Genomic DNA, 13,912 nt, shown 5'->3' with positions numbered 1-13,912 from the left:
CGCACGAAATTACTTCGCTGTCGTCGCTATCGCCGCAACTCTGCTCTGGCTAAGATAACTGTCCACGCGACCTAGCGGGAGTTCCCTCGAATTTTATCAAATCCGGGAAAGCCTTCTTGAACCCTTCGTTCTACTTTCACCAGTGGGGCTAGGGGACATTAATGTCTAAAATTAATTTCAACCGCCACCGCGCCAAACTCAAGACTCTTCTGGGTATCCGCGGGCGGCTGGCGCTGCTTGCGCTGTTGCTGGTGGCGCCCATGATGCTGGACCGCGTCCGCACCCTGGAGGGTTCGCGGGCCAAGCAGATCGCACACGCCGCCGAGGAATTCGCCGCGCTCGCCGCACACAGCGCCGACGCCCAGCGCGAGGTCATCTCCTCGGTCGAGACCGTGCTCAAATCCGCGGCCTATATCCGCGCATCCGCCGGCGGCATCGGCAAGAGCTGCGAGATCCTGCGCGCCAGCGTGCCCGCCAACATGCCCTGGATCCGCAGCCTGATGTTTCTCGGCAGCGACAACCGGATCCAGTGCTCGACCGACAACGCCTATGTCGGCATCGATCTCAGCGACCGGCCCTATGTGACCGAAGCGAGGGGGCGCCGGGAATTTGTCTTGAGCGATTTGATCGTGAGCCGCCCCACCAATACACCGGTCGTGATGGCCGCTTACCCGGTGGCGGCCGTCAACAGTGAAACCGACTCGGTGGTTCTGGCCGCGATCAATCTGGACTGGATGTCCAAGATCATGAGCAATTACGGCGGACGTGCCGGTGTTTCCTCCGTCTTGGTTGACAGCACTGGCACGGTTCTCGCGGCACCGCTGGATCAGGCAAGCATGATCGGCCGCTCGCTGGACACCGTGCCGCTGATGTCCGCGGTCGCGGACAAGGCGCTTAGTTATGGTGAGTCCTCCGGCTCGATGTCCTTTACCGCGGCGGATGGCACGAACCGCACGATCAGCTTTGCCCGCATTCCCGGCACACGCTCGCGGCTGATCGTCAGCATCGACGAAGCCAAGGTGACGGCGGCGATCGATCGCGATATCCGCACCGCCTATCTGCAGCTCGGCTTCGTCTGCCTGGTTGTGCTGTTCGGCGCGCTGGTCGGCGCAGAGAAATTGATCATCCAGCCGATCGACGTGATGACCCGCACGGCCAGGCGCTTCGGCGAGGGCGACTGGTCGGCCCGCGTCGCCAAGAACAAGCTACCGGCGGAGTTCGTACCGCTGGCCCGCGCCTTCAACGCGATGGCCGCGCAGCTCAGCCAGCGCGAACGCGACCTCGTCGCGACCAACGACCGCCTGACGGTGATGGCCTCGATCGACATGCTCTCGGGGCTCGCCAATCGCCGGGGCTTCCAGAGCCGGCTCGATTTCGAGTGGATGAAGGCGCAGCAATATGATTGCGAGCTGTCGCTCCTGATGATCGACGTCGATCATTTCAAGCTCTACAACGACACCTACGGCCATCCCGAAGGCGATGCCTGCCTGACCAGGCTCGGCGAGACGCTCTCCGGCATCGCCGCCAATACGCTGGGCTTCGCCTGCCGCTATGGCGGCGAGGAATTCTGCCTGCTGTTGCCGAACACCGGTGCCGCACGCGCAAAAGAGATCGGCGAGATCGTGCGCGCCACGGTGCAGGATCTCCACCTACCGCACGCAACCTCCAGCTACCAGATCGTCACCGCCAGCGTCGGCGTCGCCTGCACCAAGCCAAGCCCGGCGCTCCTCCCCGGTGACCTGATCGAAGCCGCCGATGCCGCCCTCTACGCCGCCAAACATCTCGGCCGCAACACCGTCGTCGAGCACGGCCTGGTGCGAGGCTCGGAAGGCGCGGCAGCGATGGCGATGGCGAGCTAACTTCGCTGCTGTCATTCGGGCGCGACGACATCACCACATCCTCTGTCATTCCGGGGCGCGCCTCTTGGCGCGAGCCCGGAATCCATTTCGCCGCATCCTTCCTGGCTGGATGGATTCCGGGTTCGTCCTTCGGACGCCCCGGAATGACGGCGGAGAAAAATTCGCAAGCAATTCCAACCTGATTTGTCCTGTCCAGCCCTCGCACAAAAAACATTCCGCTTCCGCCGTCGGGCAAATCAGCACTATGACTCCGCGCGTCTCACGGCGGATGAGGGGCGGCTCGCGATCGTCACGAACGTTGCGGTGAGATGCGGTGGACGCGATGCATGCGACTGACGAGCGCATGTAACGCGGACGGCGAAGTCGTGTGGTCCTGGCGCCCCGACGCTGGCGCTAAATCTCTTGCGCGAACAACTTCGCGCGAGAGGTGACGGTGGCAAGAAAGCCCGATCACCGAGGAGAGCACGAAGGAAACCGTAACACCATCGCGCAGGGAAAGCCGGAATGCTTCGGTTGAACCTGTGGTCCTACCCCCGTGCTTTTTGTTGCACGGGACCCACGGGTGCAACCAGCACCCGGCTTTCCCTGCGCCCTCTATTCGATGCGAGGGCGAAAAGTGAAACAAAGCTCGGGCATCTCCTGCCGCGAGAATGCAGACCTATATCTGCTGAGCCGGCACGTTATGCCGTACCGTCAAGGGCCGTCACGAGTGCCCCAACCCGTTGACCCCGCAGCCAATTCTATGGCCTAGTCCGCCGTCTTCTAAACGGCCGAAAAGCCCCTCAAGAGCCCTGCTCCATGACCTCCGAACGTTACAACGCCCGTGAAACCGAGCCGCGCTGGCAGCGCCAGTGGGACGAGAAGGCGATCTTTGCGTCGAAAAACGACGATCCGCGGCCGAAATACTATGTGCTTGAGATGTTCCCGTACCCTTCCGGGCGCATTCATATTGGCCATGTCCGGAACTACACGCTCGGCGACGTGCTGGCCCGCTACATGCGCGCCAAGGGGCTCAACGTGCTGCACCCGATGGGCTGGGACGCATTCGGCCTGCCGGCGGAGAATGCCGCGATCGAGCGCAAGGTGGCGCCGAAGGCGTGGACCTACGACAACATCGCGGCGATGAAGAAGCAGCTTCGCTCGATCGGCCTGTCGCTGGACTGGTCACGCGAGTTCGCGACCTGCGATCCCAGCTACTACAGGCATCAGCAGAAGATGTTCCTGGACTTCCTGCGCGCCGGCCTCGTCGAGCGCGAGAAGCGCAAGGTCAACTGGGACCCCGTTGACATGACCGTGCTCGCGAACGAGCAGGTGATCGACGGCCGCGGCTGGCGCTCGGGCGCTGTCGTCGAGCAGCGCGAGATGAACCAATGGGTCTTCAAGATCACGAAGTACTCGCAGGAGCTCTTGGACGCTCTCGACGGGCTGGATCGCTGGCCCGACAAGGTGCGGCTGATGCAACGCAATTGGATCGGCCGCTCCGAGGGACTCTTGATCCGCTTCGCGCTGGATCCCACAACCACGCCGGACGGCGAGCGCGAATTGAAGATTTTCACGACGCGGCCCGACACGTTGTTCGGCGCCAAGTTCATGGCGATCTCGGCGGACCATCCGCTGGCGCAGGCCGCGGCGGCAAAGAATCCGAAGCTTGCCGAGTTCATCACGGAGGTCAAACGGATCGGCACCGCGCAGGAGGTCATCGACACCGCCGAGAAGCAGGGCTTTGACACCGGCATCAAGGCGATCCATCCGTTCGATCCGAACTGGAAATTGCCGGTTTATGTCGCGAATTTCGTGCTGATGGAATACGGCACCGGCGCCATCTTCGGCTGCCCGGCGCACGATCAGCGCGACCTCGACTTCGTCAACAAATACGACCTCGGCAACACGCCGGTCGTGTGTCCCGAAGGCCAGGATCCGAAGACGTTCGTGATCACGGACACCGCCTATGACGGCGACGGCCGCATGATCAATTCGCGCTTCCTGGACGGCATGACCATCGAGCAGGCGAAGGAAGAAGTCGCGAAGCGGCTGGAGAGCGAGATTCGCGGCAACGCGCCCGTCGGCGAGCGCCAGGTGAATTTCCGCCTGCGCGACTGGGGCATTTCGCGCCAGCGCTATTGGGGCTGCCCGATCCCGATCATCCATTGTCCGAAATGCGACGTCGTGCTCGTGCCCGACAGCGCGCTGCCGGTAACGCTGCCGGAGGACGCGACCTTCGACAAGCCGGGCAATGCGCTCGACCACCATCCGAGCTGGAAGCACGTCACCTGCCCGCAATGCGGCGGGCCGGCACAGCGTGAGACCGACACCATGGACACCTTCGTGGATTCGTCCTGGTACTTCGCGCGCTTCACCGATCCCTGGAACGAGACATCGCCGACCACGCCTGAAGTCGCCAACCGGATGATGCCGGTCGATCAGTATATCGGCGGCGTCGAGCACGCGATCCTGCATCTGCTCTACAGCCGCTTTTTCACCCGCGCGATGAAGGCGACGGGCCACATCGCGATGGATGAGCCGTTCGCCGGCATGTTCACGCAGGGCATGGTGGTGCACGAGACCTACCAGAAGGCCGACGGTACCTACGTGATGCCGGCGGACGTGAAGATCGAGGTCGTCGGCAGCGAGCGGCGCGCGACGACGATCGACACCGGTGAGGCGATCACGATCGGCCCGATCGAGAAGATGTCGAAGTCGAAGAAGAACACGGTCGACCCCGACGACATTATCGCGACCTATGGCGCCGACGTCGCGCGCTGGTTCATGCTGTCGGACTCCCCGCCGGATCGCGATGTGATCTGGAGCGACGAGCGGGTGCAAGGCGCGGCACGCTTCGTGCAGCGGCTGTGGCGGCTGGTGAATGAATCCGCCGAGATCGCGAAGGGTGCCCCAGTGGCCCGGCCGGCGTCATTCACCCCCGAGGCACTCGTCTTGCGCAAGGCCGCCCATGGCGCGCTGGACAAGGTGTCCTCCGGGATCGAGCGGCTGCATTTCAATGTCTGCCTCGCCCATATCCGGGAATTCGCCAATGCGCTCGCCGAGACCCTGGCCAAGGGCGGCAAGCCTGCCCCCGACGTCGCCTGGGCGGTCCGGGAGGCGGCGGTCATCCTTGTTCAACTGTTCGCGCCCATGATGCCGCACCTCGCCGAGGAATGCTGGCAGGTTCTGGGCCAGGAGGGGCTGATTTCGCAGGCTTCCTGGCCGCAAATCGAACGTGATTTGCTGGTTGAAGACAGCGTGACCCTGGTCGTGCAGGTCAACGGCAAGAAGCGGGGTGATGTTACCGTGCCACGGGCGGCGGAAAATGCTGAGATCGAGGCTGCCGTTCTGGCGCTTGATGCGGTAAAAGCCGCCTTGGACGGCAAGCCCGTCCGCAAGGTGATCGTGGTGCCCATGAGGATCGTGAATGTCGTCGGCTAGGATCCGGATCGCTCTCCGGCTCGTCGCGGTGGCCGCTTTGGCTGCGGTGACGGCAGGTTGTTTCCAGCCGATGTATGCCGAGCATACCGACGGCACGCCCGCGTTGCGCGAGAAGCTGATGGGCGTCGAGCTCCCGCCAATCAACGACAAGCCGAACGCGTCCCGCGAGGCCCGCATCGGCGTGGAAGTCCGCAATGCGCTGGCGTTCAAACTCTATGGCAACGCCACCGGCATGCCGCCGACCCATCGGTTGGTGATCCGCTTCACGACCAGCCGCTCCTCGCTGATGATCGATCCGAACACGGCGCTGCCGACCGGCGAGAATTTTGGCATCGACGCGCAATACAATCTGGTCGAGATCGCCTCCAACAAGTCGGTGATGACGGGCTCCACCTTCTCGCGGGTGTCCTACGACATGCCGGGCTCCTACCAGCGCTTCACCCGCACGCGCGCGTTGCGCGACGCCGAAGATCGCGCCGCGCAGGAGATCGCGGACAACATCAATACCCGGCTGGCGTCCTTCTTCACTGCCGGGACCTGATCGGCGTTGGTCGCGCTCCGCGGAAAAGAGATCGACGCCTTCCTCGCCCGGCCCGATCCCGGCCGTCCGATCATCCTGCTCTACGGCCCCGATGCCGGCCTCGTGCGCGAGCGCGCCGATGCGCTGATGGCATCCGCGGTCGACGACCCCAACGATCCGTTCTCTCTGGTCCGCCTCGACGGCGACGACCTCGCCGCCGAGCCTTCGCGTTTGGTGGATGAAGCGATGACGGTGCCGCTGTTCGGCGGACGGCGCGCGATCCGCGTTCGCGCCGGCTCGCGCAATTTTGCCAGCGGCGTCGAGACGCTGACGGATTCGCCGGTGAAGGACTGCCGCATCGTGATCGAGGCCGGCGACATCAGGCCGGATTCGCCGCTGCGCAAGATCTGCGAGCGCGCCAAGAATGCGGTGGCGATCGGCTGCTATCCCGACACTGAGCGCGATCTCGCCAAGCTGATCGACGACGAACTCAAGGCATCCGGCCTGCGCATCGCGCAAGATGCCCGCGCGGTGCTGATGTCACTGCTCGGCGGCGACCGCCAGGCTTCGCGCAACGAAGTGCGCAAGCTCACGCTCTACGCCCACGGCAAGGGCGAGGTCACGCTTGAGGACGTGATGACGGTGGTGTCCGACGCATCCGAGCTGAAGCTCGATCCGATCGTGGACAGTGCCTTCGCCGGCAATGCCGCCGCGGTCGAGACGGAGTTTGCGAAAGCGATGGTCGCCGGCACCTATCCCGGCGTCATCATCGCTGCCGCGCAGCGCCAGGCGGCCTGGCTGCACAAATCGGCGCTGGCGATTGCCGATGGTGCGCCGGCCGCGTCGGTGCTGGAGGGCGGATACCCGCGATTGCATTTCTCGCGGAAAGGTGCCGTCGAAATCGCACTCCGCAATTTCAGCCCGCAGCGGCTGGTCGGCATCATCGAGCAGCTCGGCACTGCGGCGCTCGATATGCGCAAGCAGAATTCGCTTGCCGCCGTGATCGCGCAACGCACCTTGCTCTCGATCGCCGCGAATGCGCGACGGCGGGGATGAGACGCGATGCACCCCAAGGCGTCATTGCGAGCGAAGCGAAGCAATCCATATTTCCCCATGCGGAGAGATGGATTGCTTCGTCGCTATCGCTCCTCGCAATGACGAGACTAACCGCCCTCGAGCCGCCGCATCACCTCGTCGAGCTGCTCGAGACTGCGGTAGCTGATCTGCACGGAGCCGCCGGGGTCGCGGTGGTTGACACTGACGGTCAGGCCCAGCGCATCGGAGACGCGCTTCTCTAGCGCGAGCGTGTCCGGGTCCTTCTCCTTGCCGGCGGCGCCGCCGCGCGCCTTCTGCGGCTTGCGCACCGGCACGCCCTCGTCATGCGCCAGCGCTTCGGCCTGGCGCACGTTGAGACCTTCGGCGACGATGCGCTTGGCGGCTGCGAGCGGATCGGGCACGCCGATCAGCGCGCGCGCATGGCCTGCGGACAATTCGCCGCTGGCGATGAAGGCCTGCACCTCGGCGGGCAGCTTCGTCAGCCGCATCATGTTGGCGACATGGCTGCGGCTCTTGCCGACATCCCGCGCGATATCTTCCTGACTGCGCTTGAACTCGTTGGCGAGCGCATGATAGCCCTGCGCCTCTTCCATCGGGTTGAGGTCTTCGCGCTGCACGTTCTCGATGATCATCATCTCGAGCGCGTCGCTATCGTTGACCTCGATCGGGACGATCGGCACCTCGTGCAGGCCGGCGAGCTGGGAGGCGCGCCAGCGCCGCTCGCCAGCGATGATCTCGTAGCGGTCCTGCGCGCCCTTGACCGGCCGCACCACGATCGGCTGGATCACGCCGCGCTGCTTGATCGAATCGGCGAGCTCACGAAGCTCGGCATCGGCGAAGCTGCGGCGCGGATTGCGTGGATTGGCCTTGAGGAATTCGATCGGCACCTTGCGCTGCGTGCGAGGCCGCTCGACATGCGCGGCCTCGCCGCCGACGTCCCCGATCAGACTTGCAAGCCCACGGCCCAGTCGCGAACGCGCTTCGTCGGCCATTGTCGCCAGCTCCCTTGGATTCACGTAGCAAACTCCGGAATTCGAATTTCAGATCGGTCGGATCGTAGGATGGGTAGCGCGCCGCGAAACCCATCGCGCTCCTCGCATGGAAAGATGATGGGTTTCGCGGCGCGCTACCCATCCTACGAATGGTCCTTAATTCGTGCGCAACTCGCGTTCGCGCTGGATCACTTCGGTGGCGAGCTTCAGATAGGCTTCGCTGCCGACGCATTTGAGGTCGTAGACCAGCACCGGCTTGCCGTAGGACGGCGCCTCGGAGATGCGCACGTTGCGCGGGATCATGGTGTTGTAGACCTTGCTGCCCATGAACTGCCGGACGTCGGCGACGACCTGGTTCGACAGATTGTTGCGGGAGTCGAACATCGTCAGCACGATGCCGTGGATCGACAGGTTCGGGTTGAGCGTCGAGCGCACCTGCTCGACCGTCTGCAAGAGCTGCGACAGACCTTCGAGCGCGAAGAACTCGCACTGCAGCGGCACCAGGATCGCGTCCGACGCCGCCATCGCGTTCACGGTCAGCAGGTTGAGCGACGGCGGACAGTCGATCAGCACATAAGTGTAATCGGCATCCGGCGAGGTGTTGTTGTTGAGCCCCGCGATCGCGTCGCGCAGGCGGAACGCGCGGCCCGGCGTCGTGCCGAGTTCAAGCTCGAGGCCGGAGAGATCCATGGTCGAGGGCGCTATGTGAAGCCGTGGCACCGCGGTCGCCACGACCGCCTCGCGCAGCGGCGCCTCGCCGATGAGAACGTCATAGGTCGAGCAGCCCCGATTGCGCCGGTCGATGCCGAGCCCGGTGGATGCGTTGCCCTGCGGATCGAGATCAACGACCAGGACCCGCTCGCCGATGGCCGCGAGTGCCGTCCCGAGATTGATCGCTGTGGTTGTCTTGCCGACGCCCCCTTTTTGGTTGGCAAGCGACAAGATGCGTGGATGGCCAGCCGGTTGTGGCGCCCTATCCTCTTGATAAATCTCATCAATTACGGTCATAACGTTGCCCTGCTGATCCCCTGCGTAAAGCTCAACGTCGCACGATGGAGTTGAGCTCAACAATCCAGCCGTGTCCGCCGGTCCGACTCGGATGAAGCTGCGCCTCAATTTTCCAATATTTAGTGGCTTCGGTCAATTCGGCCTCTACATCTTGGCCTTTGAGAAACAGCGCTTTTGCACCCTTTCGCACCAACGGTTCCGCGAAGCCGATGAGCTGATGTAGCGGAGCCAGCGCCCGCGCGGTCACGCAATCGATGGGGCCGCTGATTCTTTCCACAATATCCCCGATGTCAGCCAGATGCACTGTCCCCCGTGCTGCTGTCACCCGCAGTGCTTCGCGGAGAAAGGCCGCTTTCTTGGCGTTGCGCTCGACCAGATGGACGGAGGTGTCAGGCGTATCTGCGAGCGCGCAGGCGAGCACGACACCGGGAAAGCCGCCACCGCTGCCGAGGTCGACCCAGACCTTGGCTGTTGGAGCAAGGTCGAGCAGTTGCAGCGAATCAGCGATGTGGCGGGTCCAGAGTTCGGGCAGCGTCGATGGCGCGACGAGATTGGTCTTGGCCTGCCACTCCAAGAGAAGCGCGACGTAGCTATCGAGCCGGGCTTCCGTTTCACGTGAAACGGGGGTGAGGGCGAGGGCCGCCCTCTTGTCGGCAGCTGCGCTCGGTAGCGCTCTGTTTAGCGATGCTTTGACCATGATTCGCAATGTCAGTCGGAAGGCAGGTTGTCATTGCGAGCGCAGCGAAGCAATCCATTGGCGCCGTCGTGCTCGGATAAATGGATTGCTTCGCTGCGCTCGCAATGACCGTGGCGCGCCGTTTCACGTGAAACGCTTACGCGGTCGCCGTCGCCTTCTTCCGCCGTGCCTCCCGACGCAGGTAAGCGGCCAGAATGCCCAGCGCCGCCGGAGTCATCCCGTCGATCCGGCCTGCCTGACCCACGGTCCGCGGCAGCGCAGCCTTCAGCTTGGCGCGCGCCTCGTTGGAGAGGCCGGGTACATCGTCATAGTCGACGCCGGTCAGGACAAGTCCCTCGTCGCGGCGGAAGGCATCGACGTCTGCGATCTGGCGCTTGAGATAGACATCGTACTTCGCGTCGATCTCCAGGTGCACGGCAGTCGATGGATCGATGACCGACAGCTCCGGCCAGATGCCTCGGAGCGTCGACCACTCCACTTCGGGGTACGACAGCAGTTCAAAGACGGAGCGGCGGACGCCATCGCGGTTGAGCGCCAGCCCGTGTCTTATGGCCTCGTTGGGCGTAATCGAAAGCGACCTGGCCAGCGCCTTGGCGGCATTCAGCGCCGCCATCTTTGCGGTGTGGCGCTTGGAGCGGGCTTCGCCGACGCACCCCAACGCAATCCCCTTATCCGTCAACCGCTGGTCGGCATTGTCGGCCCGCAGCGTCAGCCGGTATTCGGCCCGCGAGGTGAACATGCGATAGGGCTCGGTGATCCCACGCGTGACCAGGTCATCGATCATCACGCCGAGATAGCCGTCGGCGCGGTCGAACACGATTGGATCAGTGCCGCCGGCAGCGAGTGCCGCGTTCAGGCCAGCGACGATCCCCTGCCCGGCTGCTTCCTCGTATCCGGTCGTGCCGTTGATCTGGCCAGCCAGAAACAGTCCGGGCAAGCGCTTGGTCTCAAGCGTCGGATCGAGCTCGCGCGGGTCGACATGGTCGTACTCGATCGCGTAGCCCGGCCGGACCATCTTGACTCGCTCAAGGCCGGGGATGGAGGCGAGGATCGCGAGCTGGACCTCTTCCGGAAGTGAGGTCGAGATGCCGTTGGGGTAGACCGTATTGTCGTCGATGCCTTCGGGTTCCAGAAAGATCTGGTGGCCATCGCGATCCCCGAAGCGGACGATCTTGTCTTCAATCGAGGGGCAATAGCGCGGCCCAGTGCTCTTGATCTGACCGGAATACATCGGCGAACGATGCACATTGGCCCGGATTACCTCATGCGTCTTGGGCGTGGTGCGAGTGATCCCGCACTGGATCTGGGGCGTCGTGATCCGGTCCGTCATGATGGAGAACGGCTCAGGTGGATCATCGCCTGGCTGCATCTCGATTGCAGACCAGTCGATCGTGGTGCCATCCAGGCGCGGAGGCGTCCCGGTCTTCAACCGGCCAAGCGTAAAGCCCAGACGCTCGAACGAAGCTGAAAGCCCCATGGCCGGAGCCTCACCGACCCGGCCCGCTGGCCAATTCTTCTCGCCGAGATGGATCAAACCGCGCAGGAAGGTGCCGGTCGTGATCACAACGGCGCCGGCAGAGAGCATCCGCCCGCCTCCGAGGCGAATTCCATTGATGCGGCCATTGGAGGTCAGGAGATCATCCGCCTCGCCCTCGACCACGGTCAGGTTGACGGTCCCAAGGATCGCAGCCTGCATCGCAGCGGCATAGAGCTCGCGGTCGGCCTGAGCGCGCGGACCACGGACGGCAGGACCCTTGCGGCGGTTCAGCACCCGAAACTGAATGCCGCCGGCATCCGCGACCCGGCCCATCAGGCCGTCGAGAGCGTCAACTTCGCGGACCAGATGACCCTTGCCGAGGCCTCCGATCGCGGGATTGCAGGACATCGCGCCGATGGTCGAAAAACGATGCGTCACCAGCGCGGTCTTCGCGCCCATCCGGGCAGCCGCACTGGCGGCCTCGCAGCCGGCATGGCCGCCACCGATGACGATGACGTCGAATGAAAGCGATTGGGTAGACATGCGCAAACTTCTAGCGCGGAGCGGTGAAAGTCGAAAGACAAGTTTCGACCAGCCTGATCCGCTGTTTCACGTGAAACAGGGTGCCAGTCCTGTTCGTGTTCCACCGGACCCCTGCGCCGGGTGTTTCACGTGAAACAGTGCCGGCACGGGGCGAAGGTCGAGAACTCACGTCGAGAAGCGCGGCGCCGGTGCTGCGCGGTCGGATCGTCAGCTCAGGTTGAAGACGATACCCAAAGCGAGCAAGCCGAACGCCACGGAGGCCAGCGACAGCAACATGTCGATTGCGGCATCCGAGCCCTTAAGCGGCTCTGCCAGACCTGGGGCCGATTCATTGGTCCACTTACGGAAGCCGCTATTAGTCGTCAGTGAAGGTGGCAGTCGTTGATGGTTCCGCCAGGTCCGCCACAGCAGATAAGGCAGCATCACGGCCACCAGCAGGAACAGATTGACGATTGCGAGAGGAAGTTCGGTGTCGTTCTGACGATCAAACAATATCCAGGCCGCCAGAACGAAGAAGGGGCGAGCCCGATAGCGGCTTGGTAGACCAGTGGATAGAATCCGGAAGGCCTGTCCGGTGGAAGTTCCGTGCGCCCCGTTAGCCATGGCCGTTCTCCAGCATGTGCGAGGAGCGATCGGGCGCCAACGGTTCGGCAGCACAATGGATAACCAGGACGGACAAGATGCGGTTTCGTTAAGACTCGTTCATGATTTGCGGCGCCCGAGAAGCGAGTATGGTGTCGTTTTCCGGATCGGCTTCCCTGACTCAGCGGCCTACTGATCCAGCGACCTACTTCCCGACGCAGAATTCCCGAAAGATCACGTCGAGGATGTCCTCGACATCCACGCGGCCGAGAAGCCGTCCGAGACTATAGGCGGCCGCCCGGAGTTCCTCCGCGGCAAGTTCTTCGCCCGCCCCGACCACATCGATCGCCCGCCGCAACGATTCGGCCGTCTCTCGCAACAGCTTGCGCTGCCGCGTCCGAGTAATCAGACCGCCCTCGCCAGATCCGAAGCAGTCGTGCGCAAAGCCGACAAGGGCCGCGATCAGTTCCGGAATCCCTTCCCCGCTCCGAGCAGAGATCCTGAACGTGGCGCACGGTAGTTCCGATCCTTGTAGCTCCGACGCCGAAGCATCCAGATCGATCTTGTTACGCACCAACCAGACCGGCGCGGACCCGTCGTTTGAAGCTGCCGCGCTCGTCCTATCGGTGAGCCACAAAACCAGGTCGGCTTCTTCGGCGCGGGCACGGGCGCGGCGCACCCCCTCCTGCTCGATCGGATCGTCGGTCTCTCGGATTCCGGCGGTGTCGATCACCGTCACCGGGTAGCCGTCGAGATCGAGCTGCACTTCAATGATGTCGCGCGTCGTGCCGGCGTGCGGCGAGACGATCGCGACGTCGCGCCGCGCAAGCTGGTTGATCAGCGTCGACTTGCCGACATTAGGAGGGCCCGCAATTGCGACCACCAAACCGTCGCGAAGTCGTTCGCTCTGCGCCTGGGCCGCCAGCACCTGCTGAATTTCGGTCAGCAGCGCTTTGACCTTCGTGAGCGCCGGCGCGATCAGTTCCGCCGGAACGTCGCCCTCGTCGGAAAAATCGATACCAGCCTCGATCAGAGCCGATGCTTCGATGATCTCAGCGCGCCAGTCGCGTGCGCGATTGCCGAGCAGGCCCTTCAACTGGCGCAGCGCCTGGCGGCGCTGCCGATCGGTGTCGGCATGAATGAGGTCGTCGAGGCCCTCGGCCTCGGTCAGATCGAGCTTGCCGTTCTCGAAGGCGCGGCGGGTGAATTCGCCGGCCTCGGCAGGCCGAACGTCATCAACGCCAGCGAGCGCATTGAACACCGCGCCGAGCACGGCCCGCCCACCATGGACATGAAATTCGGCGACGTCCTCGCCCGTGGCACTCGCGGGCGCTGGGAACCAGAGGACCACCGCATCGTCGATCGGCTGGCCGGTGGCATCCTTCAGCAGCGTTCTGGTCGCCATCCGCGCCGATGGAATCTTGCCGGCCAACTTCACCAATGCCGGACCAGCTTGCGGCCCCGACACCCGGACGATGGCGATCGCACTTGGCGGTCGCCCCGAGGAAAGCGCAAAGATGGTCTGGTCTCGCGGATGCATCGCCTATTTGTTAGCGAACGGCCGGGAAGGCAACGCACAATTCGCGCGTCTCATCGTTCGCGCCTACGCTGCATCGCAACAATCAGCCCATCTTGCTGCAGCAATTGTGCGGCAATTTGCTACGAGATCGGCGGCGCCCCATCATCGGCAGATCCGCGAATTGAAGAAGTATAATAATTATCAAATACTTACATGACGGAATTCTGGAACGATGC

Annotated in this window: 11 protein-coding genes; 5 read left to right on the top strand and 6 right to left on the bottom strand. The window is 63.6% G+C overall.

The genetic code is table 11. From position 1 onward, the window contains the following. Positions 1-161 precede the first annotated feature (161 nt). The 4 genes from AC5ZG5_RS41085 (at position 162) to holA (ending at position 6,858) form a co-directional block, all read left to right on the top strand. Positions 162-1,859 (top strand): diguanylate cyclase domain-containing protein, encoded by a 1,698-nt coding sequence (locus AC5ZG5_RS41085; protein WP_456646322.1) that lies wholly within the window; start codon positions 162-164, stop codon positions 1,857-1,859. 798 nt (positions 1,860-2,657) lie between these two features. Next, a complete protein-coding gene (gene leuS, locus AC5ZG5_RS41080) occupies positions 2,658-5,282 on the top strand; it encodes a leucine--tRNA ligase (protein ID WP_456646323.1) in 2,625 nt (874 codons plus the stop codon). Continuing rightward, entirely contained in the window at positions 5,269-5,823 is a 555-nt protein-coding gene (gene lptE / locus AC5ZG5_RS41075; RefSeq protein WP_028164764.1) for an LPS assembly lipoprotein LptE, read from the top strand. The genes leuS and lptE overlap by 14 nt, the downstream gene beginning before the upstream one ends. Positions 5,824-5,829: 6 nt before the next feature. Further along, positions 5,830-6,858, top strand: coding sequence for a DNA polymerase III subunit delta (holA, locus tag AC5ZG5_RS41070; RefSeq protein WP_456646324.1), 1,029 nt, complete (start codon positions 5,830-5,832; stop codon positions 6,856-6,858). 107 nt (positions 6,859-6,965) lie between these two features. On the opposite strand, the gene AC5ZG5_RS41065 is transcribed toward holA, so the two are convergent. The 6 genes from AC5ZG5_RS41065 to mnmE form a co-directional block, all read right to left on the bottom strand. After that, entirely contained in the window at positions 6,966-7,850 is an 885-nt protein-coding gene (locus AC5ZG5_RS41065) for a ParB/RepB/Spo0J family partition protein (protein WP_028164766.1), read from the bottom strand. A 156-nt stretch (positions 7,851-8,006) separates the two neighbouring features. Next, positions 8,007-8,858: a ParA family protein gene (locus AC5ZG5_RS41060; RefSeq protein WP_130225500.1), complete on the bottom strand. Its 852-nt coding sequence runs from the start codon at positions 8,856-8,858 to the stop codon at positions 8,007-8,009. Between the two features lie 31 nt (positions 8,859-8,889). Next, positions 8,890-9,555 carry a 16S rRNA (guanine(527)-N(7))-methyltransferase RsmG gene (gene rsmG / locus AC5ZG5_RS41055; RefSeq protein WP_456646325.1) on the bottom strand — a complete coding sequence of 222 codons (666 nt, stop codon included), beginning with the start codon at positions 9,553-9,555 and terminating at the stop codon, positions 8,890-8,892. A 136-nt stretch (positions 9,556-9,691) separates the two neighbouring features. Continuing rightward, a complete protein-coding gene (gene mnmG, locus AC5ZG5_RS41050) occupies positions 9,692-11,575 on the bottom strand; it encodes a tRNA uridine-5-carboxymethylaminomethyl(34) synthesis enzyme MnmG (protein WP_456646326.1) in 1,884 nt (627 codons plus the stop codon). Positions 11,576-11,782: 207 nt separating this feature from the next. Further along, positions 11,783-12,178 (bottom strand): hypothetical protein, encoded by a 396-nt coding sequence (locus tag AC5ZG5_RS41045; RefSeq protein WP_456646327.1) that lies wholly within the window; start codon positions 12,176-12,178, stop codon positions 11,783-11,785. 184 nt (positions 12,179-12,362) lie between these two features. After that, a complete protein-coding gene (gene mnmE / locus AC5ZG5_RS41040) occupies positions 12,363-13,697 on the bottom strand; it encodes a tRNA uridine-5-carboxymethylaminomethyl(34) synthesis GTPase MnmE (RefSeq protein ID WP_456646328.1) in 1,335 nt (444 codons plus the stop codon). Here mnmE and AC5ZG5_RS41035 point away from each other — a divergent pair. Further along, the gene (locus AC5ZG5_RS41035) at positions 13,579-13,893 is read left to right on the top strand and encodes a hypothetical protein (protein ID WP_456646329.1); all 315 of its coding nucleotides are present in this window, start codon (positions 13,579-13,581) and stop codon (positions 13,891-13,893) included. The two genes, mnmE and AC5ZG5_RS41035, sit on opposite strands and share 119 nt — an antisense overlap. Positions 13,894-13,912 lie beyond the last annotated feature (19 nt).

The organism is Bradyrhizobium sp. Ses1, assembly GCF_059512365.1.
This window is presented reverse-complemented; position numbering and strand designations above follow the sequence as displayed.